The sequence below is a fragment of the Alcaligenes faecalis genome, from assembly GCF_009497775.1.
GTDB lineage: Bacteria > Pseudomonadota > Gammaproteobacteria > Burkholderiales > Burkholderiaceae_B > Alcaligenes > Alcaligenes faecalis_D.
The window spans coordinates 3,528,021-3,550,263 of sequence record NZ_CP031012.1 but is presented as its reverse complement, the minus strand read 5'-3'; the positions used below and the strand labels follow the sequence as shown (position 1 = coordinate 3,550,263).

The 22,243-nt window shown below is 56.9% G+C and carries 16 protein-coding genes and 1 riboswitch; of the genes, 13 read left to right on the top strand and 3 right to left on the bottom strand.

Annotated features, from left to right (window positions below; genetic code table 11):
* Positions 1-66 precede the first annotated feature (66 nt).
* A riboswitch (cobalamin riboswitch) is annotated at positions 67-231 on the bottom strand.
* Positions 232-374: 143 nt separating this feature from the next.
* Positions 375-4,148, top strand: a complete 3,774-nt coding sequence (gene metH / locus DUD43_RS16355; RefSeq protein WP_153231111.1) for a methionine synthase — start codon at positions 375-377, stop codon at positions 4,146-4,148.
* Position 4,149: 1 nt separating this feature from the next.
* Entirely contained in the window at positions 4,150-4,989 is an 840-nt protein-coding gene (locus DUD43_RS16350; RefSeq protein ID WP_153231110.1) for a helix-turn-helix transcriptional regulator, read from the top strand.
* Positions 4,990-5,122: 133 nt separating this feature from the next.
* On the opposite strand, the gene DUD43_RS16345 is transcribed toward DUD43_RS16350, so the two are convergent.
* A complete protein-coding gene (locus tag DUD43_RS16345; RefSeq protein ID WP_228125973.1) occupies positions 5,123-5,965 on the bottom strand; it encodes an AraC family transcriptional regulator in 843 nt (280 codons plus the stop codon).
* A gap of 227 nt (positions 5,966-6,192) precedes the next feature.
* Here DUD43_RS16345 and DUD43_RS16340 point away from each other — a divergent pair, with 227 nt between their 5' ends.
* On the top strand, positions 6,193-7,083 hold the full coding sequence (locus DUD43_RS16340; protein ID WP_153231108.1) for a DMT family transporter: 891 nt from the start codon (positions 6,193-6,195) through the stop codon (positions 7,081-7,083).
* Between the two features lie 56 nt (positions 7,084-7,139).
* Positions 7,140-7,838: a B3/4 domain-containing protein gene (locus DUD43_RS16335; RefSeq protein ID WP_153231107.1), complete on the top strand. Its 699-nt coding sequence runs from the start codon at positions 7,140-7,142 to the stop codon at positions 7,836-7,838.
* Between the two features lie 85 nt (positions 7,839-7,923).
* On the opposite strand, the gene DUD43_RS16330 is transcribed toward DUD43_RS16335, so the two are convergent.
* Entirely contained in the window at positions 7,924-9,357 is a 1,434-nt protein-coding gene (locus DUD43_RS16330) for a DHA2 family efflux MFS transporter permease subunit (RefSeq protein WP_153231106.1), read from the bottom strand.
* 76 nt (positions 9,358-9,433) lie between these two features.
* Here DUD43_RS16330 and DUD43_RS16325 point away from each other — a divergent pair, with 76 nt between their 5' ends.
* From DUD43_RS16325 to DUD43_RS16310, 4 genes are all read left to right on the top strand, one after another.
* Positions 9,434-9,625 carry a DUF3460 family protein gene (locus DUD43_RS16325; RefSeq protein WP_042486589.1) on the top strand — a complete coding sequence of 64 codons (192 nt, stop codon included), beginning with the start codon at positions 9,434-9,436 and terminating at the stop codon, positions 9,623-9,625.
* 45 nt (positions 9,626-9,670) lie between these two features.
* Positions 9,671-10,513 (top strand): segregation and condensation protein A, encoded by an 843-nt coding sequence (locus tag DUD43_RS16320; RefSeq protein ID WP_009458739.1) that lies wholly within the window; start codon positions 9,671-9,673, stop codon positions 10,511-10,513.
* Between the two features lie 11 nt (positions 10,514-10,524).
* Positions 10,525-11,373 (top strand): pantoate--beta-alanine ligase, encoded by an 849-nt coding sequence (gene panC, locus DUD43_RS16315; RefSeq protein WP_153231105.1) that lies wholly within the window; start codon positions 10,525-10,527, stop codon positions 11,371-11,373.
* A 721-nt stretch (positions 11,374-12,094) separates the two neighbouring features.
* Positions 12,095-12,370, top strand: coding sequence for a response regulator transcription factor (locus DUD43_RS16310; protein ID WP_045929611.1), 276 nt, complete (start codon positions 12,095-12,097; stop codon positions 12,368-12,370).
* Between the two features lies 1 nt (position 12,371).
* On the opposite strand, the gene DUD43_RS16305 is transcribed toward DUD43_RS16310, so the two are convergent.
* A complete protein-coding gene (locus DUD43_RS16305; RefSeq protein ID WP_153231104.1) occupies positions 12,372-13,010 on the bottom strand; it encodes a hypothetical protein in 639 nt (212 codons plus the stop codon).
* Positions 13,011-13,144: 134 nt separating this feature from the next.
* On the opposite strand from DUD43_RS16305, the gene coaE reads away from it, so the two are divergent.
* The 5 genes from coaE (at position 13,145) to DUD43_RS16280 (ending at position 22,238) form a co-directional block, all read left to right on the top strand.
* Positions 13,145-13,747, top strand: a complete 603-nt coding sequence (gene coaE / locus DUD43_RS16300) for a dephospho-CoA kinase (protein ID WP_153231103.1) — start codon at positions 13,145-13,147, stop codon at positions 13,745-13,747.
* A gap of 50 nt (positions 13,748-13,797) precedes the next feature.
* Positions 13,798-14,553, top strand: coding sequence for a cell division protein ZapD (zapD, locus tag DUD43_RS16295; protein ID WP_153231102.1), 756 nt, complete (start codon positions 13,798-13,800; stop codon positions 14,551-14,553).
* A 222-nt stretch (positions 14,554-14,775) separates the two neighbouring features.
* On the top strand, positions 14,776-16,047 hold the full coding sequence (locus DUD43_RS16290) for an efflux RND transporter periplasmic adaptor subunit (protein ID WP_153231101.1): 1,272 nt from the start codon (positions 14,776-14,778) through the stop codon (positions 16,045-16,047).
* 3 nt (positions 16,048-16,050) lie between these two features.
* Positions 16,051-19,137, top strand: a complete 3,087-nt coding sequence (locus DUD43_RS16285) for a multidrug efflux RND transporter permease subunit (protein ID WP_322742764.1) — start codon at positions 16,051-16,053, stop codon at positions 19,135-19,137.
* Entirely contained in the window at positions 19,134-22,238 is a 3,105-nt protein-coding gene (locus tag DUD43_RS16280) for an efflux RND transporter permease subunit (RefSeq protein WP_153231099.1), read from the top strand. The genes DUD43_RS16285 and DUD43_RS16280 overlap by 4 nt, the downstream gene beginning before the upstream one ends.
* The last annotated feature ends 5 nt before the right edge of the window (positions 22,239-22,243 follow it).

The following is a 22,243-nucleotide window of genomic DNA, read 5'->3' as shown; positions in this document are numbered from 1 at the left end:
GATTCCTGTGGGATGTGCGTCCCCGCACATCGATAAGCGAAGCCGCCCACCGTGGGACGGCCATGAATTCAGGGTCGAGAAGCAGGCTGGTGTCGGGCTTTGCGTGTAGCAGGTACCGTTGCGGGGGCAGCACGTTTGGCAGTTCCAGGGTGAACCACTTACGTTTCCCATTTGACTTTCCCAGGCCCAAGGCTGCATGGGCCGGAAAGCACCTCTTTCCGAGCGGAAAATGTTACATGCCGCTGGGGCAAAGGTTAAGTGTTTCGGGCGGATTTGCCGTACAAAGCGCTACAATTGTGGCGTCAATCCACCATTCTCACGGCTCTTGCTGTCAGATGCCGTCAACGTCCCGTTTCGTGCTACGGAGCTTTTTAGTGTCCTATCCTGCCTTGCCTTATCCGATCTCTGCCTATACGCGTGGTGCTGAATTTGCGCGCCGTTTGGGGCAGCAAATTCTGATTCTGGACGGTGCGATGGGCACCATGATCCAGCGTTACAAATTGGGCGAGGCCGATTTCCGGGGCGAGCGCTTTGCGGATCATCACAAAGATGTGAAGGGCAATAACGAATTGCTGTCGCTGGTGCGTCCCGACATCATTCGTGAAATTCACGAGAAATACCTGGCCGCTGGGGCCGATGTCATCAGTACCAACACCTTTGGCGCAACGGATATTGCCCAGGGTGACTACGATTTGCAGGGCATCAGCTATGACCTGAACCTGGCCTCGGCCCAACTGGCCTGTCAGGCGCGCGATGCCTTCAGCACACCTGAATGGCCGCGCTTTGTGGCTGGTGCCTTGGGCCCGCAGCCCAAGACGGCATCTATTTCCCCGGATGTGAACGACCCGGCCGCCCGTAACGTCACCTTTGACCAGCTGCGTGTGGCCTATACGGAGCAGGTCCGTGCCTTGCTGGATGGTGGCGTAGATATTCTGCTGATCGAAACCGTTTTTGACACGCTGAATGCCAAGGCTGCTGTTTTTGCTCTGGAAACCGTCTTTGATGAACGCGGCGAGCGCGTGCCGGTGATGGTGTCGGGCACGGTCACGGACGCCTCGGGCCGTATCTTGTCTGGCCAGACCGTGGAGGCCTTCTGGAACTCCATGCGTCATGCCCGTCCTATTACGATTGGCCTGAACTGTGCCTTGGGCGCCGCCTTGATGCGCCCCTACGTGGCCGAGCTGTCCAAGATTTGTGACACCTATGTGTGTGTCTACCCCAACGCCGGTTTGCCCAACCCCATGGCGGAAACCGGCTTTGACGAAACGCCTGCCGATACGTCCAGCCTGCTGCAAGAGTTCACGCAAGCCGGTTTGGTGAATATGGTGGGTGGCTGCTGTGGCACGACGCCCGAGCACATTGCTGCCATTGCCGAGCTGTGCCGCAAGCTGCCTCCACGAGCTGTTCCCGAGGTTCCTGTGAAAACCCGCCTGTCGGGTCTGGAGCCCCTGAATATCGACGAAGACACCCTGTTTGTGAACGTAGGTGAACGTACCAACGTCACGGGCAGCAAGGCTTTCTTGCGCCTGATTCAGCAAGAAAACTATGAAGAAGCCTTGTCGGTGGCCCGTCAGCAGGTGGAAAACGGCGCGCAGATTATCGACATCAATATGGACGAGGGCATGCTGGATTCAGCAGCCTGTATGCACCGCTTCCTGAACCTGATTGCCTCCGAGCCGGACATTGCTCGCGTGCCCATCATGATCGACAGTTCCAAATGGGATGTGATCGAAACGGGCTTGCGCTGTGTGCAAGGCAAGGCCATCGTGAACTCGATTTCCATGAAAGAGGGCATTGAACCCTTCCTGGAACATGCCCGTTTGTGCCGCAAATACGGTGCCGCTATTGTTGTGATGGCGTTTGACGAGCAGGGTCAGGCCGATAGCTACGAGCGCCGGGTGGAAATCTGCGAACGTGCTTATCGCTTGCTGGTTGATGAAGTCGGTTTTCCGCCAGAGGATATTATTTTTGACCCTAACGTCTTTGCCGTGGCAACCGGCATGGACGAGCACGCCAATTACGGCCTGGACTTCATTCGTGGCGTTAGCTGGATTCACAAGAATCTGCCGCACGCGCGCTTGTCCGGCGGTATTTCCAACGTCAGTTTCTCCTTCCGTGGCAATGAAGCCATGCGCGAGGCGATTCACACGGTCTTCCTGTATTACGCCATCCAGGAAGGCCTGACCATGGGTATTGTGAATGCTGGTCAGTTAGGCGTGTACGCCAATATCGAACCGCATCTGCGTGATCTGATCGAAGACGTGGTTCTGAACCGCGCCGAGCCCAAAGGTAAAACCGATCCGGCGGACGAACGCACCCCCACCGAGCGTCTGGTGGAAATGGCCGAGAGCGTCAAAGGCTCGGGCGCCAAGAAAGAGGAAGACCTGAGCTGGCGTGAAACCACCGTCGAACAGCGTCTGATCCACTCTTTGGTGCATGGTATTACCAGCTTCATCGTGGAAGACACCGAAGAAGTCCGGCAGAAAATCGATGCTCAGGGAGGCCGCCCCATCAGCGTGATTGAAGGTCCTTTGATGGACGGCATGAACGTGGTGGGTGACCTGTTTGGTCAGGGCAAGATGTTCCTGCCGCAGGTGGTGAAATCCGCGCGTGTGATGAAGCAGGCCGTGGCCCACCTGATTCCCTTCATTGAAGAAGAAAAGCGCCAGATTGAAGCGGCGGGTGGTGACGTGCGCTCCAAAGGCCGCATGGTAATTGCCACCGTGAAAGGCGACGTCCACGATATCGGCAAGAACATTGTGTCCGTGGTGATGCAGTGCAATAACTTTGAAGTGGTGAATATGGGTGTGATGGTGCCTTGTGCCGAGATCCTCGCCAAGGCCAAAGAAGTGGATGCCGATATTGTGGGGCTGTCCGGCCTGATCACCCCTAGCCTGGAAGAAATGGCCTACGTTGCGTCCGAAATGCAGCGCGATCCTTACTTCCGCGAGCGCAACATCCCCCTGATGATTGGTGGCGCGACCACCAGCCGCGTGCACACAGCCGTCAAAATCGCCCCGCATTACGACGGCCCGGTTATCTACACACCGGACGCCAGCCGCTGCGTGGGTGTAGCGACCCAATTGGTGTCGGATAACGTGGAAGAATTTTTGGCCGAAGTGCGCGAGGAATACGAGCAGGTGCGCCAGCGCCATGCCAATCGCAAAGCCACGCCTTTGATTTCACTGGAAAAAGCGCGCGAGGATAAGCCCGTCATTGACTGGACCACTTACGTGCCACCACGCCCCAAATTCATTGGTCGCCGTACTTTCAAGAATTACGACTTGGCCGATATTGCCCAGTTCATCGACTGGACCCCGTTCTTCCAGACCTGGAGCTTGTTCGGCAAGTACCCGGCCATTCTGGAAGACAAGGTGGTGGGCGAGCAGGCCAAGACCCTGTTTGCCGAAGGCCAGGCCATGTTGAAGAAAGTCATTGAAGGTCGCTGGTTGACGGCAAACGGCGTGATTGCGTTCTACCCCGCCAACACCGTCAATGGTGAAGATATCGAGGTCTACTCGGACGAATCGCGCAGCGAAGTCCTGTTCACCTGGCGCAACCTGCGTCAGCAAGGCGTCAAGCGTGAAGGCGTCGATAGCAAGTGTCTGGCTGACTACATCGCCCCCAAAGAAAGCGGCGTGGCTGATTACATCGGCATGTTTGCAGTTACCGGCGGGATCGGCGTGGACAAGCTGTCCGAACGCTTCCAGGCTGCCGGCGACGATTACTCCGACCTGATGATCAAAGCGCTGGGCGACCGTTTTGCAGAAGGCTTTGCAGAATGTCTGCATGCTCGCGTCCGCACGGATTTGTGGGGCTATGTCACCGACGAGCGCCTGTCCAACGAAGAGCTGATCGACGAGAAATACCAGGGCATTCGTCCTGCACCCGGCTACCCGGCTTGCCCGGAGCACGTGGTCAAGCACGAAATGTTTCGCGTCCTGCAGTGTGAAGACATCGAGATGTTCATCACCGACAGCTACGCCATGATTCCGGCCTCCAGCGTGTCGGGCTTTTACTTCAGCCACCCGCAGTCCAAGTACTTCAACGTGGGCAATATTGGCGAGGACCAATTGCAAGACTACATCCAGCGCAGTGGCCGTACCGAAGAAGACGTACGCCGTACCTTGTCGGGCGTGTTGGGCTGATATGGGAACGACGGGGTCAACAGGGGCTAATCCGGGCGGCGCCGAGAGCGCATCCCAAACCCGGCGTCAGGCTTTGGGGCGTTTCTTGCGTCACGCGCGGGAACGCATCCGGCCTGTAGACCTGGGCCTGGCTCCCGGCGTGCGCCGTCGCACTCCTGGCCTGCGTCGTGAAGAAGTGGCTCAGCTGTGCGATATCAGCACCACCTGGTACACCTGGATCGAGCAGGGTCGCGACGTTACCGTGTCTCCCACCGTCTGCGCCCGCCTGGCAACTGTCCTGAAACTGGCCAGAGCCGAGCGCCACTACCTGTTTGAACTGGCCGACTGCGCCGATCCCGAGCATTGGCAGGGTGATATTCAACCCTTGCCGCAAGGCTTGAGCGCCTGCGTTGATAGCATCTCCGCCCCGGCTTATATTCTGGACCGCAGCTGGAACGTACTGGCTCGCAACGAAGCCTTGTTGGGCTTGTTCGATGGCTGGCCTGATCGTAGTGAGCAGCCCAATCTACTGCGCTATATCTTCCTGGACCCGGCAGCGCGTGAGCTGGTGGTGGACTGGGAACAGCGCGCCAGCCGCGTCGTGGCCGAGTTCCGCGCCGACGTAGGCGCCCATGCCGATGAAGCCGATGTACAGGCTCTGATCCAGGAGCTGGCGCATCAAAGCCAGGTATTTGCTTTCTGGTGGGGACGCCAGACCGTGGTGGAGCGGGAAGGGGGCTTGCGGGATTTCCGACACCCCAGCCAGGGCGTGCGCCGCTTTCAGCAATTTACCTTTCGCCTGGCAATACGCCCGGACTGCAAGCTGGTGATGTTGCTGGAGGATGAGGATAAGCCGATTTAAATTGGCTTCCTTATTATTTATTTTTCCAGATTGATTTTATTGCCGATCAGGTTTCTTTTTTTCAATAAAATAAATTATCAAAATTATTGATTCCTGATTTGTCGTCTTGAATTACTTATCGAATTCTCTTCAATTACTTTAGCGCCGGAAAATACTGCATTTTGCGAGATTGAGAGAGGGAGCCGGGCGTCAGGCCATAACTGGAGACGAAATGGCGTGTTAAGTGGCTTTGATCTGCAAAACCCGATAAAAGAGACGCTTGCAGCAAGGTGTGTCCTTGCATGATCAGGCGGCGCGCCATTTGCAGCTGACGCTGTAGCCGATACGCATGAGGCGGCAATTGCGTCACCGCCTTGAACGCCCTTAGAAATTGGAATCGGCTTAAACCGGCTTCCGTTGCCAGTTCATTCAGCGAGACCGGGATTTCCGGGTGAGCATCAAGACGAGCTTTGGCTCTGGCTAACTCGGCAGACAGAATCTCCGCTTCCGTGGGCTGAGTATTTCCAAGCAGTGGCACCAGAATCTGAAAAAGCTCCTGCTCTGCAATTTCATCTATCAATCCTTGCTTGGGCTCGCGCCTTGGATCGGTTAATGCCGCGTACAGGCGCTTGAATGCCATGACCGCCGAGGGGTCGCCAAGAACAGGGTGGATAAACTCCACCCCGGCGCTATGCCCCATGGACTGGGCAAACTGGGCGATCAGCTCTGGGTCCAGATACAGCATGCGCCAGGTTCTTGCCTTGCCTTCTACGGGTCTTCCATCGTGAACTTCATTGGGGTTGACGGTAATCATGTTGCCGTTGGTCGCTCGTACCTGACCACGGCCACTGGCTGAGTCCTGGGCCCCGCTGACTACCACCCCTATCCCAAACTGATCATGAGTATGCCGACCAAACGATTGGCTGGACATCGCTTCAACAGCGACGATATCTGTCTGCCCGCATACCCTCGCTTTGAATTGTCTACTGACCTTCATTTGGGACATTTCCTTTCCTTGTCTAAGAACACACTTCGTGTTCCTGGATGAATGGGGAAATGATCATTCTAGTCGTTTTCTATTTTTGTTTTTATTAAAGAAATAGTGCTCCCTCTTGATGTCTGCGGTTTTCCTGTTTCCTTGCAATATCGTTCAAGATTTTTCTTGATCAATACTATTAAATGCCAAGGTTATTACGTGAATTGATTTGCGTCCTAGAGGAAAAGATGTCAAGTCGCACACTTGGATATGTATTGTTGTCCTTGGCCATGATGACGGTTGGATCGACTGTCATTGCCTCCAAACTGATCGCTGGCAACATGCCTGCTTTTTTGGCAACGGCGCTTCGTTTTGCCCTTGCCTTGCCGGTTTTTCTTGCTCTGGTGTTCTGGCAGCGAGAGCGGTGGCCCAAGCTGTTGTTCCGGGACTGGGTTCTGTTGCTGCTTCAGGCCGGGGCGGGCAGTGTTGGCTATACGACCTTACTGATAGCAGGCTTGTCCCATTTGTCGGCGGCTGATGCGGGCGTGATCATCGGCACATTGCCTGCTGTGTCTGCGCTTTTCTCCGTGATTGTCCTGAGCGAGCGGCCAGGGCTGAGGCTGCTGATCAGCGTCGTGCTGGCGACCCTGGGTGTCATGGCAGTGGCCTGGAAAGGAACCGGCCCGAGTTCGTCGATTGGCATGTTGTACATCCTGGGGGCAGTGGTTTGCGAGAGCGCATTCATTTTGCTTAACAAGCGCATCCCTGTGCCGCTGCGGCCTTTGTTGCAAGCCACCACAATGACAGGTCTGGGCCTGCTGGTGTCCTTGCCCTTTGCTTTACTTGAGTTACCGCTTTCCATGCCAGATACCGCAGCGATAGGTGCAGTGGTTTGGTATGCGCTTGTCCCTACCGTTGCAGGGTTTTTGCTGTGGTATGGCGGGGCGGCGCGAGTCAGTGGCAGCGAAGCGTCTGTATTTACGGCGGTGGCTCCTTTGACAGCCGTCACCCTGGCAGCGCTGGTTTTAGGGGAGCAGATTGGGTGGGTACAGATTGTGGGTGTCGCCACGGTTATTCTTGCCATTTTTGTGTTGACCTTCCCGGTGCGAACCCGAGCACGAACTGTACTGACGCAATAGGCAGTGTGCTTGCCTGTATTTCACATTTTCAATTGGCGAAAGGTGCCTTGCATACCATGTACTTCCATCATTCTGACACTGTGTGGAACCGCTTTCCGGGGCTGACGGCATTGGTCCTGGTTTTACAAGGGGTGAGGGCAGCCGAGCTACAAAACGATGCCCTGAACAGCACATTCACGAGGGTTAGCCAGTTGCTGGAGCAGGGGCCGGAGAGTGAGCTCCCGTCTATTCAGGCCTGGCGTCAGGCTTATTCCCAGATGGGCATGAAGCCGACCCAATACCGCTGTGCGGTTGAAGCATTGCTGCGTCGCTTTCGTAAAGACGGGCACCTGCCTGGCTTTCATCCTTTGATCGATATCTTGAACGCAGAGTCCATGCAGGCAGCCATTCCGATTGCGGCATTTGACTGCGCCCATATTTCTGGAGGCATCACAGTTCGGCCTGCGGATGGCACGGAGATCTACCGAACCTTTCAGGGTGAGGTCGAACATCCAACAGCAGACGAGATTGTGTTTGCCGATGAGGCCAACCATGCGCACTCACGTCGCTGGGTCTTTCGGCAGGGGGCTCAGTCCGTGGTCTCCAAAGAGTCAGATACGGTGCTGGTCGTCGCGGAGGCATTACATGAGCGGGCTTATGAAGATCTGGAGGCCTTGCACGAACGCATCACGATACGTGCGGCTGAGTTGGGCGTGTCTATTCAGAAAGCCGGGATGCTGAGTCAGTCACGCAGGCGTTTTGAGTTCTTTTCGTAGCTCTGCTAATAGATCATGTGCCTGCACAGGCATGCGGACTGATGAGCTGTGCAACATGCCTGACGAGCTATAAAACCGTTCGGACCTACTTCTTCTGCAGCGACTCCCCATCACTGGCTGACAGCCGGGCAAAAGACAGACTCGATATCGCTGTAATCGCACCCAGGATCAGAAAGGCCCAGATCGTATCCTGGGTCTCCACGCTGCTGGCTCCGCGCAATGCCATGCTGACATTCAGCGTTACCGCCGCACATGCTACCCCCAGGCTGATGGCCAATTGCTGCGCCATGGCGGCGAAACTGCTGGCCTGGCTCATGGCTTCGGATTCCAGGTCGGCGTAGGTCAGGGTGTTGACTGCGGTGAACTGCAGGGAGCGGAAGAAACCGCCTGCGGTCAGGACGGCAATCATGAGCCACATGGGCGTGGTGGCCTGGAACATGGCACACAGGGCGATGAACAAGCCCGTCAGCCAGGCATTCACGATCAGTACCTTGCGAAAGCCGTAGCGTCGGATGATGGGAGGGGCCACCAGTTTCATGCCCAAGGCACCAATGGCACCGGTAAAGGTGATCAGACCCGCCGATAATGCGCTCATGCCAAAGTTGGTTTGCAGCATGATGGCCAACAGAAATGGCGCAGCGCCTAGCGAGAAACGGCACAGATTGCCGCCCAGCACGGAAATGGCAAAGGTTTTGGTGCGCAACAGGGACAAATCAATAATCGGGTAGGCAACCTGCCGCGAGTGCCAGGTGTACCATGCGCCAGCGACTAGCCCAGCCAATGTCAGCCAGCCCAGCGTATCCCAGCCCAGGGTGCCGTGGCCTACATTCTCGAAGCTGGTTACCAAAGTGGCCAGACAGATGGCACTCAGGATAAAGCCCAGCCAGTCCAGAGGCGGGCGCTCGGTGGGGTAGTCTTCGCGGATATAGCGCAGCACCAGGGCAATGCCCAGCACACCGACGGGGATGTTGATCAGGAAGATCCAGTGCCAGCTGGCGTACGTGACTAAAAAACCACCCACAGGCGGGCCGATGATGGGGCCCAGCAAGGCGGGCAAGGTCAGCACCGCCATGGCGCTTAAAAGCTCATCTTTGGGGACGCGCCGCAGTAAGATAATGCGTCCCACCGGCACCATCATGGCCCCCGCCATGCCTTGTATCACGCGGGAAATGATGAGTTGCGACAGGGTCTGGGACAGGGCACATGCAACAGAACTGGCGGTAAAGAGTAGAATGGCGGCCAGGAACACCTTGCGCGCACCAAAGCGGTCTGCAGCCCATCCACTGATAGGAACGAATACGGCCACAGCCAGCAGGTAGCTGGTAATGATGGTATTCATGCGGATGACGCTGGTATCCAGCGACAAGGCCATCGTGGGCAGGGCAGTGGCTACAACCGTAGAGTCCAGCATTTGCATGAACAATGCACATCCCACAATGTAGGGAATGATGCGTATGGCTCGACGCTCTTGAGGGGACATGGTCGCCGGTTTGGCGGCTTCGGTCTGTTCAGATGCCATGCGGCGAACTCTCTGGTGTGCGGTGCAGTAAACTCAAACTTTTCTGTTATCCAATTTATTTAGGCGTACAGGTATTATGGCAAAGAATTTCGAATCCGAAATTACCCAGTTTCTTAAACAGTATAAAGATCAGAATGCGGATACCGAAGCACGGCAGCGCGAAGGCCGCTATCGTCTGTGGGACAAGCAGATTGATCAGGAACTGCAAGACGGTTACAAGGCTGCTCGCACGCCTCAGAAACCTTACGTGTACTACGAAAACAACTAAATCTGTACACCTGCGCCTGTGACTGAGATCGCACAGCAGACTGTTGTGGATACGCCAGCTCCTCAGCCCGAGGATGTGCTGGCGCGTCTTTATGGTGAACCGCTGTTTGCGATCCCCCAGGATCTGTATATTCCGCCCGATGCGCTGGAAGTGTTTCTGGACGCCTTTGAAGGCCCGCTGGATCTGTTGTTGTATCTGATCCGCAAGCAAAACTTCAATGTGCTGGATATTCCGATGGCTCAGGTCACCGGGCAGTATCTGGCGTATGTGGAGCAGATCCGCGCCACCAATCTGGAGCTGGCGGGTGAATATCTCTTGATGGCCGCGCTGCTGATCGAGATTAAATCCCGCATGTTGCTGCCGGTGCGACGCGCGGATACAGGTGAAGAGGTGGATGACCCGCGTGCCGAACTGGTGCGCCGTCTGCTGGAATACGAGCGCATGAAGGAAGGCGCGCGTCGTCTGGACGAGCTGCCCTTGATGGGGCGCGACTATCTGCTGGCCAATGCCCAGGCCGAACTGGTTATTGAGGCCATTCCGCCGGAAGTGAATGCGGATGATTTGCGCGAAGCCTGGCTGGGTATCCTGAAACGTGCCAAGCTCAATGCCAGCCACAAGATTACGCGCGAGCAGTTGTCGGTGCGCGATCACATGAGCCAGATTCTGCGACGTTTGCAGCATGTGCGCTTCATGGAGTTTACTGAGCTGTTTAATGAACGCCTGGATCAGGGTGATCCGGCGGCGGTGCTTGTCGTGCATTTTCTGGCCATGCTGGAATTGGCACGAGAGTCACTGCTTGAAATTACGCAGGCCGAGCCCTACGCTCCTATTTATTTGCGCCTGACCTATATTCGAGCGCAGGCCGATGGGCCTGATCTTATTCCGTAGCGGAGAATTTTTTGAAAGTCGTCCATAACATCCAAGAACTGCGCGATCAGCTCCAGGGCCAGACACGCGTGGCATTTGTTCCAACCATGGGGAATCTGCATCGAGCTCACCTGGACTTGATGAAGTTGGCTCGCCAGCATGGCGATCCGGTGGTGGCCAGTATTTTTGTGAATCGCCTGCAGTTTGGTCCTAACGAGGATTTTGATCGTTACCCACGTACCTTGCAGGAAGATGCGGCCAAGATGGAACAGGAGCGCGATGTGTATGTCTTGTTTGCTCCTTCGGAGCGCGAGATGTACCCCGAGCCACAGAGCTTCCGCGTCAACCCGCCTGATCATTTGGGTCGTATTCTGGAAGGCCACTTCCGTCCTGACTTCTTTGAAGGCGTGTGTACGGTTGTGCTGAAGCTGTTTTCCTGTGTGCAGCCGCGTGTGGCCGTGTTCGGGAAGAAGGATTATCAGCAGCTGATGGTGGTGCGCCAGATGGTGCGCCAGTTCCAGTTGCCGGTGGAAATTCTGGCTCACGAGACGGTGCGGGAAGAGGATGGTTTGGCCATGTCTTCGCGTAATCGCTATTTGAGTCCAGAGGAACGCGCTCAGGCTCCACAGATTTATTACGCGCTGCAGGAAATGAATGAGCGTTTGCAGCAAGGTCAAAGCCGCGAGGAGATCGAGGCTTACGCGACCAAGAAAATGACGGATCTGGGCTGGAAGGTGGACTATATGGCCTTGCGTCGTCAGTCGGACCTGCTGGAACCGACCGAAGAGCAAATTGCTGCCGGTGAACCTTTGGTGGCATTGGCCGCAGCCAAATTAGGCGCGACACGCTTGATCGACAACCTGGAAATGGTCAAAGCCTGATTTCTTGTGTTGTTTGGTGAGAAAAGCACAGTTTTTACTGTGCTTTTTTTATGTCTGCAGGGGGGGGGGCTTTGTAAGTCTGCGTCTGGTTTTCTGGTTTTCTGGTTGTTAGTAGTAGCGACCTTGTGCCTATTCATGCCATGGATGCATTCAGTAAGACGCCACTCTGGCGCGCGGCTCAGGGGGACGGCTGACTACTTGCCGGTGCTGCGCACCGGTGCCCTTGTCGAGAGATAGCTCCGGGCGCACCCTGAACTCACCCGGTACTTGGTCCCCCGGACCAAGTACAAGCGTCGGGGTCAAACAGCAGGGTGCTTGCCTCCCTACGCTATCTCTCGCCCGCGGCAAGCAGTCTGAATCGCCGTCCCCCTGAGCCGCGCGCCAGAGTGGCTCATAGCCGTAGATTGCCAGCTTTGTTGGCAGTTTATGGGTGGGGTTTTGTGCTCGTGCCTGCCCGCTAGGTGAGTTTGACCTAGGTGATTGATGCGTTTTGGGTGGGTGATAGGGGGCTAGTTTTGCCTGTGCTTATCGCCAATTTGTCGCTTGAAATGGCTGTTTTCCGGCGCATTGAAATTCTCGTCTCTATATTAGTCCCGTGACAAAAACATCCCGTATAAGTTAACAGTCGCGTAGTCACTGCCTAAAATGACAAACTCTGTCTATGGTTAACTTTTCACATCGCAGGCGGCCTGTTCGCCTGGTACAGATATACGAGACTGACATGGTATTGAATAGTCATCTGCCCGCCTCTGTGCTGTTTGAAAGTCTGACTCCGCGCGAGCGCGACGTGCTGTCTTATATCGCCATTGGCAAGGCGAATAAGGTGATTGCGGCTGAATTGGAGATTTCCCAGCGTACGGTGGAAGCGCATCGGGCACGCGTTTTTCAGAAGTTACGCGTGCGCAATGCGGTTGAATTGACTCGCTTTGTGTTCAGCGAGCCGGGCCTGCGGGATGTGTTGCCGCCCAGCCTGGTAGGCGGCCTGTCTGTGCCTTAGCTTAGCGGCAGGCTGGGGTGGCCTTGCCGTCCAGTTCGTTGACCGGGTCCAGGTCGGCCTGGCGGGTCATGTGGCTTTCCAGCGTGGGGCGCTGCTGGTTGAACGTGTTGATGCGCAAGACGTTGTTGTTCACAAAGCTCAGGTCTGCCAGGGTCGAGTCGTTCTCGGCCAGCAGGGCGATGCGGGTGGGCTGTGTGCCGATTGGAACCCAGCAACCACTCTTGTGGTGTTCCTGACCCGCGCCTACCGGGGTGGCGCGCATACGCCATTGGCCAGCTGGAGCCAGGGTCACGCTGATTTTGTAGGGCTCGCAAGCGCCGCTTTGTGGCGGGCAGGACAGGGTACCCAGGAAGGTTTTGGGTTCGGCCAGTTCGGGAACGCTGCGATCTGCCTGGGCGGCAGGCTGTTCGGCGCGGGCCGGTGTAATGGCGTGCAGGCCTTCCTGGTTGCCAAAGCCCAAATTGATTTGCGATGGAGCACGGGCGTTGCCGCTACCTTGCGCCTGGCGCAGGGCGTCTTTCTGGGTGGAGTCACGACCCTCGTTGGGGGCTGGCTGAACGGGTGCCTGGGCACATGCCGCCAGCAAAACGACCGAAAGCAAGGTAAGGGAACGCAGGGGAGAAATCTTGGTGAAAGACATGGCGGGCTTCCGTGGACTGGTTGATAGCTGAATTCTACGCTAGACCAGGGGCGGCGGGACAGTATCAGGTCTATTCAGGGTAGGAGGATTGGCGCGGGTACGTTACAGTTTTGTTTTTTATCCGTGGATTGCGCATGCTGACGATTGGGCTGACCGGTGGAATTGGATCGGGCAAAAGCCAGGTGGCCAATTTTTTTGCCTCCTGGGGGGCGGCCGTCGTGGATACGGATGTTATCGCGCATGAACTGACTGCGCCCGGTGGCCTGGCCATTGAGCCGATTCGTGCCGCCTTTGGTGTAGATGCTTTGGCAGCAGATGGTTCCATGGACCGGGATTGGATGCGGGCCTGTGTGTTTGCCGATCCCGATGCCCGCCACAGGCTGGAAGCGATCATTCATCCCCTGATTTGGAACGTAACAAAAGCACAGACCTTGAAAGCGCAAGGATGTTATCTTGTTGTGGTTGTACCCTTGCTGGTGGAGTCAGGACGATGGCGCGACCGCGTGGACCGGATTTGCGTTGTAGATTGTGATGAAGCGGCCCAGATCGAGCGCGTACAGAAGCGTAACGGGCTGGCAGTGGCCACAATTGAACGTATCATGGCAGCACAGGCGCAACGTCAACAGCGCCTGGACGTGGCCGACGACGTGGTTCTGAATGACGGGCAGACGACTTTGCCCTTGTTGGAAGAGCGGGCGCGGGCAGTACACCAACGCTGGTGTGCCTTGGCTGCCTGACAACACGACGTGTCTGACCCTCCAGTCGACAAAAAAAGGTTTTTAAACGCGTGACTCTATACGAATACCCCTGCAATGAGCGTGTCCGGGCTTTACTGAGAGTCGAATATTTGTTCGATAGGCTGTTTCATTTTTCAGCCAACCAGGATGCGTACTCGCATCAGATCGCTGTAGCGACTTTGTTTGATTTGCTGGACATCGCAGATCGGACCGATTTGCGTTCTGCCGTTCTTCAAGACCTGGAGCGTCAGCGCGTGGCGCTGGCTGCGCTGCGCGAACACCCCGGTGTTCAGCTGCAAGCGCTGGACAAGATGATTGAACAAATTGTACGTGCGGCCGCTGATCTGTCCGCCCAAGGACGGGTGGGGCAGGGCCTGCGCGACAATGAATGGCTGACCAGTTTGCGGGGCCGGGTGGCTGTGCCCGGTGGTACGTCCCAGGTGGACATGCCGTCTTATTATTCCTGGCAACAGCGCTCCGATACGGATCGTGTTCAGGATCTGCGCCGCTGGTCGGAGTCTTTCCTGCCGCTGTATCAGGGTCTGGCCCTGATTTTGCGCCTGCTGCGTCAGTCGGGCGACTCGGCTGATCAACTGGCTCGTGACGGTTCCTATCAAGAAATGCTGGCAGGCAAGACCTTCCAGTTGCTGCGAGTGTGGGTGGACGCCGGTGCGTGCATCTATCCGGAAATGAGCGCCAACCGCTACGTCATCTGGATACGCTTTGTGCAGCAAGACAATCAATTGAAACCGCAGGCCGTGACGGTTGATATCCCCTTCAGGCTGGCCCGTTGCAACTTCGGCTGAAAACGCTGTTCATATAAGGTTCAGATAGCCGCTTTTATACTTGCTGTGCCAGCTTGGTCTAGCAGGGATGCGGTTTTGTCAGCGCTTGTATCTCTTTATCGTTTCAGATTAATTGCTATCGTGTTTTGGCTGCATAATGCGTGTCGCCGTCACGATCGGTAGTGCTTAAACGCTTATTTAGACCGTGCATAGAGACAATCAAGTTTTAGCCGGGGAGTATTCATGTCGGAGTTGAACACAGGCAGAGGTCGGCGGTCCCGATCCTTCTATGTCTGGGTGGTGGTCGGGCTGCTGGTGACAGCAGGTCTCGTTTATTACGCCCTGTCTTCCCCCTCAAGTACGCCCACCCCCATGCGCGGGCCTCGCGGCATGATGGGGGCGACCAAAGTCCCGGTGCAGGTGGCCACGGTCAAGGAAGGTTTGATCGATCAGATCGTCAATGCGATTGCCACGGTCAAACCTTTGCAGACAGTCGCCGTGCGCGGTGAAGTGGATGGCGTGCTGGAACGCATCCATTTCAAGGACGGCCAGCGTGTGAAGGCTGGTGACTTGCTGGCCGAGATTGATCCACGTACCTATCAGGTGCAGCTGGATCAGGCCCGCGGCCAATTGGCGCAGAATCAGGCTCAACTGAAAGGGGCGCAGCAGGAGCTGGCTCGTCACCGTGTTCTGTTCCAACAAAATTCCATTGCTCGCCAGGCCCTGGAAACCAAGGAAACCGCTGTTCAGCAGCTGCAGGCACAGATCAAGGCCAATCAGGCAGAAGTGGCTCGTACACAGGTACAGCTGGATCGTACCCGCATCACGGCACCCCTGGATGGCCGCCTGGGCTTGCGCAAGCTGGATCAGGGCAACCTGGTGTCTGCCGGTAATACCGACGGGATTGTCGTGATTACCCAGATTGATCCCATAGGCGTGGAATTCTCCTTGCCGCAGAATCAATTGAGCAGCCTGCTGGAGGCCATGAAGAAAAGCGCATCGCCTTTGCGTGTGTCCCTGATCGACAGCAAAGGCCAGCTCTTGTCGGATAAGGGCCATTTGCAGGCTCTGGATAACCAGATCGACATCAATACCGGCACGCTGAAAGTGAAGGCCGAGTTTGATAATGCCGATGAAACTCTGTTTGCCAATCAATTCGTCAATTCCCGCGTCTTTTTGGGCCAGGAACAAGGTCTGCTGATCCCCTCGCACGCTGTGCAACGGGGCTCGGTCGGCACGTATGTGTACACCCTGGATGCCGAGGACAAGGTCCATATCCAAGTCGTGGAACTGGGTACGGCCACGCTGGAACTGACGCTGATTAAAACTGGCCTGAAAGAGGGCGATCGTGTGGTGGTTGAAGGCACTGACCGTTTGCGTGAAGGCTCGGAGGTCGAGGTGATGCAGCAAGATGGTCAGGCCAAGGAAAAGCCTGCTCCAGCAGATGCAGCCGCCACGCCAGAGCAGGGCAAACGTCCGGGTGAGGGTCGCCGTCCACGTCCTGCAAGCGAGTAAGCCGTGAGCATGTCGCGTATCTTTATCCTGCGCCCGGTGGCTACCACCTTGGCGATGGTGGCCTTGCTGGTGTCCGGCTTGCTGGCCTACCGCATGTTGCCCGTGGCCGCGTTGCCGCAGGTGGATTACCCCACGATTCAGGTGGTCACGCTCTATCCGGGTGCCAGCCCGGATGTGGTGGCTGCTTTGATTACCTCACCGCTGGAGCGGCGCTTCGGCAGTATGTCGGGGCTGTCGCAGATGATTTCGTCCAGCTCGGGCGGTGCATCGCGCATTACCTTGCAGTTCGATTTGGGCCTGCCCCTGGATGTGGCCGAGCAAGAAGTGCAGGCGGCGATTAATGCCGCCTCCAATATGCTGCCCAATGATTTGCCCGCGCCGCCTATCTATAACAAGGTCAATCCGGCCGATACCCCGGTTATTTCCCTGGCGGTGACTTCCCCCAATATGCCCTTGCACGAGGTGCGTGACCTGATTGATGTGCGGGTCGCGCAAAAGCTCTCGCAGGTGACGGGCGTGGGTCTGGTCAGCATTGCGGGTGGTCAGGAGCCGGCCATGCGTATTCAGGCCGATCCCAATGCCTTGGCAGTCCGCAATCTGACGTTAAGTCACCTGCGGCAAGCGGTGACCGCGGCCAACGTGAACCAGCCCAAGGGCAATCTGGATGGGCCACAGCGTTCCACCAGTATCGGCGCCAACGAGCAGCTGCAATCCGTACAGGATTATGAAAACCTGATCGTCAGCTACAAGGACGGTGCTGCTGTGCGCCTGGGCGAATTGGCCAAGGTTGTGCGGGATGCGCAGGATGTGCGTCAGGCCGCCTGGATGGGGACCGTACCCGCGATCTTGCTGAATATCCAGCGTCAGCCTGGGGCCAACGTCATTGATGTGGTGGACCAGATTCAAAGCCTGCTGCCCGAGATACGCCGTTCCCTGCCGGTTGGTGTGGATGTGGAAGTGGCCACGGATCGTACCCAGACCATCCGGGACTCGGTTGACCATGTGCAAAAGGAAATGATGCTGGCCATTGTGCTGGTGGTGCTGGTGACCTTTGTGTTCCTGCGCACCTGGACGGCCACGCTGATTCCTAGCGTTGTCGTGCCCATTTCCCTGATCGCCACTTTTGCCATCATGCTGATGTGGGGCTTCAGTATTAATAACCTGACCCTGATGGCCTTGACGGTTGCCACCGGCTTTGTGGTGGACGATGCGATCGTGATGATCGAGAACATCGCCCGCTATATCGAAAAGGGTGAAACAGCCTTGCAGGCTGCCTTGAAGGGCGCGGCGCAGATTGGCTTTACCTTGCTGTCGCTGACCATCTCCCTGATCGCCGTGCTGATCCCGCTACTGTTCATGAGCGATGTTATCGGCCGTCTGTTCCGTGAGTTCGCCATTACCCTGGCCGTCGCCATCCTGCTGTCCCTGTTCATTTCGCTGACGCTCACGCCCATGATGTGCGCGCGCATGCTCAAGCCCGAGGACGAGCGCCAGTATGGCCGCTTCACCACCTGGCTGGGTGACCAGATGGACCGTATTATTGCGGCTTACGATCGTGGCCTGATCGTGGTGCTGCGTCACCAGACGCTGACCTTATGGGTGGCTCTGGGTACGGTGGTGTTGACGGGTCTGCTGTACGTGATCGTTCCCAAAGGCTTTTTCCCGCAACAGGATACCGGCCTGATTCAAGCGATTACCCAAGGACCGCAAACCGCCTCGTTCCGCGCAATGGGGAACTTGCAGCAGCAAGCCGTTGCGATTGTGCTGGAAGACCCGGATGTGGAAGCCGTTACCTCTTTTATCGGGGTAGATGGTACGAACGCCACCTTGAATAATGGCCGCTTGCAAATTGCCTTGAAGCCCATTGGCTCGGGCCGGGCCAGCGCCAATGAAATCATGAGCAGGCTGGATGAGCGCCTGAAAGATATTCCCGGTTTGTCGGTCTACCAACAGTCCATTCAGGAACTGACGGTGGATGACCAGATCAGCCGCAATGTGTACCAGATGGCCTTGTCGGACCCGGAAACGCAGGTGCTGACCACCTGGATGCCGCGCTGGCTGGATGCCGTCAATGCCTTGCCGCAGATTAAAGATGCGTCCATGAGCCTGCAAAACGATGGCTTGCAAGTGCTGCTGGATATAGACCGGGACGCGGCAGCCCGTGTGGGCGTGACCAAAGCAAATATCGACGATGCACTGTACGACGCTTTCGGGCAGCGTTTGATCTCCACGATCTACACGCAGTCTGCCCAGTACCGCGTCGTGCTGGAGGTCAAGGATCAATACCGCCAGGGCCCGCAGGATCTGGAAAATATCCATGTGATGACGGCGGCGGGCACACCCGTGCCGATTACCTCTCTGGCGCGTATCCAGCTGGTTCCCACAACCCTGTCGGTAGAGCGCTTGGGGCAGTTCCCGTCCGTTAACGTGTCCTTTGACCTGGCCGATGGCTATTCCCTGTCCGACGCCATTGAAGCCATTGAAACCGTGCCTGATCAGATTGGCATGCCGTCCTCGGTGGATACCCGCTATCTGGGTGCCGCCAAGGCCTTCCATGCCTCCTTGTCCAGCACCTTGTGGCTGATGTTGGCCGCCGTGCTGACCATGTATATCGTGCTGGGTGTTTTGTACGAAAGCTATATCCACCCCATCACTATTCTGTCGACCTTGCCCTCTGCCGCCATCGGGGCCTTGCTGGCCTTGCTGTTGGCCGGGCGGGACCTGGACATGGTGGGGGTGATCGGGATCATCCTGCTGATTGGTATCGTGAAAAAGAACGCCATCATGATGATCGACTTCGCCCTGGAGGCGCAGCGCGAGCAGGGCATGAAACCGCAAGAGGCCATTCACCAGGCCGCCTTGCTGCGTTTTCGCCCCATCCTGATGACCACGCTGGCGGCCTTGTTCAGTGCCATTCCGCTGATGTTGGCTACCGGCTCTGGCGCAGAACTGCGTCAACCGCTGGGTCTGGTCATGGTGGGCGGGCTGTTGGCCAGCCAGGTGTTGACCTTGTTTACGACTCCCGTGATTTATCTGTTTTTTGACCGCTTTACCCGTAATGGCGCTAAGTCGGTACGCGAGTCGACATGAAACGCTTGTTAGGGCTGTTTATCTTTCGGCCAGTGGGCTCCAGCCTGCTGGCACTGGCGATGGTCCTGGTGGGCGCATTGTCCTTGCGGCTCTTGCCCGTGGCGTCTTTGCCGGAAATGGATTTTCCGGTGATTGCGATCTCGGCCAGTTTGCCCGGTGCCAGCCCTGAAACCATGGCCTCCAGCGTGGCGACCCCGCTGGAGCAGGCCTTGGGTTCTATTGCCGGTGTGTCTGAAATGAGTTCTCGCAGCAGCGAGGGTTCGGCCCAGATCATGCTGGTGTTTGAGCTGGACCGGGATATTGAAGGGGCTGCGCGCGATGTGCAGGCCGCGATCAATCAGGCCCGGCCCATGTTGCCCTCGGGCATGTCCAGCGTGCCCACCTACGAGAAGGTCAATCCCTCGTCCATGCCCATCATGGTGCTGGCGCTGACTTCGCAGACGGCAAACAAGGCCCAGCTCTTTGATATGGCCAGCGGCATTGTGCAGCAAAAGCTGGCACAGATTCCGGGTGTCGGTTCGGTAGACGTGGGCGGTGGCTCCTTGCCTGCGGTGCGGGTGGGACTGAATCCCAAGGCCTTGGCTTCAGCCGGTATTGCGCTGGACGATGTGCGTGCGGTGATCAATAACGCCAACAGTCTGCGTCCTAATGGCTACCTGGAAAGCGAGCAGGGCCAGTGGCAGATCAACTCGGGCAAGCAGTACAACCAGGCACGGTTTTTTGATCCCTTGATTCTGAAGAATCAGGACGGGCAGATTATCCGTTTGGGGGATGTGGCCAAGGTCGAGGACTCCGTCGAGAACATTCACAGCATGGGTTACTGGAATAACCAGGAAGCGGTGCTGTTGATTGTGCGTCGTCAGGCGGGCGCGAATATTATCGAGACGGTCAATACCATTCGTGAACGCCTGGAGAGTATCGAGGACATGCTGCCCAGCCAGGCGCAATTGACGGTGGCTCAGGACCGCACTCCCAGTATCCGCGCCACGCTGGAAGAGGCCCAGCTGACCCTGATTATTGCGGTGGCCCTGGTGGTGCTGGTGGTCTTGCTGTTCCTGCGCAACTGGCGCGCGGCCTTGATTCCAGCCATTGCCGTACCAGCGTCCTTGATCAGTACCTTTGCCTTCATGCATTTGTTCGGCTTTACGCTGAATACCATTTCCCTGATGGCCCTGATTGTGGCTACCGGCTTTGTGGTGGATGACGCCATCGTGGTGCTGGAAAGCATTATGCGTTACCTGGAAAAAGGCTTGTCCCCTATGCGGGCGGCCTTGCGCGGGACGCGCGAGGTGGGCTTTACCGTCACGGCCATGAGCCTGTCGCTGGTGGCGGTGTTCATCCCCTTGTGGTTGATCGGGGGGCTGGCGGGGCGCTTGTTCATGGAGTTTGCCGTCACCTTGTGTACCGCTGTGCTGGTGTCCCTGGTGATCTCCTTGATGCTGACGCCCATGATGTCATCGCGCCTGCTGCGTCCTGGGCCACAGGAGCATGAGCCCACCAACCCTATCAGCCGCTTTTTGGGCTGGATAGGCAGTGTCAGCTGGCGTGGTTACCGGAGTTCCCTGGGATGGGCGCTCAAGCATCATCGCCTGATGCTGTTCTCCTTGTTCGTCACGATTGGCCTGAATGTGTACCTCTATACCGTGGTGCCCAAGGGACTGTTCCCACAGCAGGATACCGGCCAGTTGATGGGCTTTTTCCGGGTCGACAGGGGGACTTCCTTCCAGTCCATGGTGCCCAAGCTGGAATATTTCCGTTCCATTCTGAATCAGGACCCGGACATTCGTTCGGTGGCCGTGTTTGCCGGTGGCCGCAGTGGCAGTACCTCGTCCTTCATTCTGGTTGAACTCAAGCCCATGGACGAGCGCAAAGCCAGCACGACGGATATTGTGAATCGCTTGCGTGATCCTTTATCCACCACGCCGGGTGCGCGCATGTTCATGGTGCCGCAGCAGGATATTCCGGTTGGTAGTGGGGGTGGCGGGCGCAGTGGCTCTTACGACTATTCCTTGCTGGGCAGCGATCTGGAACTGTTGAAAACCTGGTTGCCCAAGGTTCAGCAAGCCATGGCCGAGTTGCCAGAGCTGGTGGATGTGGACACAGGCACAGACGACAAGGCCGGTCTGGTCCAGCTGGAAATTGACCGTGATCTGGCGACGCGCCTGGGCATTGATATGTCCATGGTGGCCGGTACCCTGAACAACTCCTTTTCCCAGCGTCAGGTCTCCACGATTTTTGGTCGCTTGAACCAGTATTACGTGGTCATGGAAGTGGAGCCGCGTTTTGCACAGGATCTGGAGTCCCTGAAGGAAATCGAGGTCGTTGCCAAAGATGGCACCCGCGTTCCCTTGTCCGCCTTTACGCGCTTCACGACCGGTACCGCCCCGCGCAGCATTAACCATATGGGCTTGCTGGTGGCCGAGTCCGTGTCCTTCGGCCTGGCCGAAGGCGTCACTCTCAGTCAGGCCACAGCGGCTATTGAACAGGCTATGGCCCGGATTCAGTTGCCTACACGTGAGATTCAGGCCGGGTTTGAAGGTAATACGGCGCAGATGCTCGATGCTCTGGCCAAGCAGCCGATGATGTTCCTGGCCGCTTTGGTGGCTTTGTATATCGTGCTGGGGATGCTGTACGAGAGCTATATGCACCCGCTCACCATTCTGTCCACCTTGCCTTCGGCCGGGATTGGGGCTTTGCTGGCCTTGATGATGACCAGTGGCGAGTTCAACCTGATTGCCATGATCGGGGTGTTCCTGCTGATTGGTATCGTCAAGAAAAACGCCATCATGATGGTGGACTACGCCTTGCAGATGGAGCGCGAGCGCGGCATGGGTTCGCGTGAAGCCATTTACGAAGCCTGCCTGGTGCGTTTCCGTCCCATTATGATGACGACCTTGTCGGCCATCTTTGGTGCTATTCCCTTGATTCTGGCTTCCGGGCCGGGCGTGGAAATGCGCCAGCCCTTGGGGGTCACCATTGTGGGTGGTTTGGTGCTCAGTCAAATCCTGACCTTGTACACCACGCCGGTGGTTTATCTTTATCTGGATCGTTTGCGCCATCGCTTCATGCGCCGCAAGAACCAGACAACTTTGAATATATAAGCTGA

What these genes read in the sequence shown, in the direction of transcription:
- DUD43_RS16350 (WP_153231110.1), top strand. Translation starts at nt 4,150, where the DNA reads ATGGGAACGACGGGGTCAACAGGGGCTAATCCGGGCGGCGCCGAGAGC.
- DUD43_RS16345 (WP_228125973.1), bottom strand. Translation starts at nt 5,965, where the DNA reads ATGAAGGTCAGTAGACAATTCAAAGCGAGGGTATGCGGGCAGACAGAT.
- DUD43_RS16340 (WP_153231108.1), top strand. Translation starts at nt 6,193, where the DNA reads ATGTCAAGTCGCACACTTGGATATGTATTGTTGTCCTTGGCCATGATG.
- DUD43_RS16335 (WP_153231107.1), top strand. Translation starts at nt 7,140, where the DNA reads ATGTACTTCCATCATTCTGACACTGTGTGGAACCGCTTTCCGGGGCTG.
- DUD43_RS16330 (WP_153231106.1), bottom strand. Translation starts at nt 9,357, where the DNA reads ATGGCATCTGAACAGACCGAAGCCGCCAAACCGGCGACCATGTCCCCT.
- DUD43_RS16325 (WP_042486589.1), top strand. Translation starts at nt 9,434, where the DNA reads ATGGCAAAGAATTTCGAATCCGAAATTACCCAGTTTCTTAAACAGTAT.
- DUD43_RS16310 (WP_045929611.1), top strand. Translation starts at nt 12,095, where the DNA reads ATGGTATTGAATAGTCATCTGCCCGCCTCTGTGCTGTTTGAAAGTCTG.
- DUD43_RS16305 (WP_153231104.1), bottom strand. Translation starts at nt 13,010, where the DNA reads ATGTCTTTCACCAAGATTTCTCCCCTGCGTTCCCTTACCTTGCTTTCG.
- coaE (WP_153231103.1), top strand. Translation starts at nt 13,145, where the DNA reads ATGCTGACGATTGGGCTGACCGGTGGAATTGGATCGGGCAAAAGCCAG.
- DUD43_RS16290 (WP_153231101.1), top strand. Translation starts at nt 14,776, where the DNA reads ATGTCGGAGTTGAACACAGGCAGAGGTCGGCGGTCCCGATCCTTCTAT.
- DUD43_RS16280 (WP_153231099.1), top strand. Translation starts at nt 19,134, where the DNA reads ATGAAACGCTTGTTAGGGCTGTTTATCTTTCGGCCAGTGGGCTCCAGC.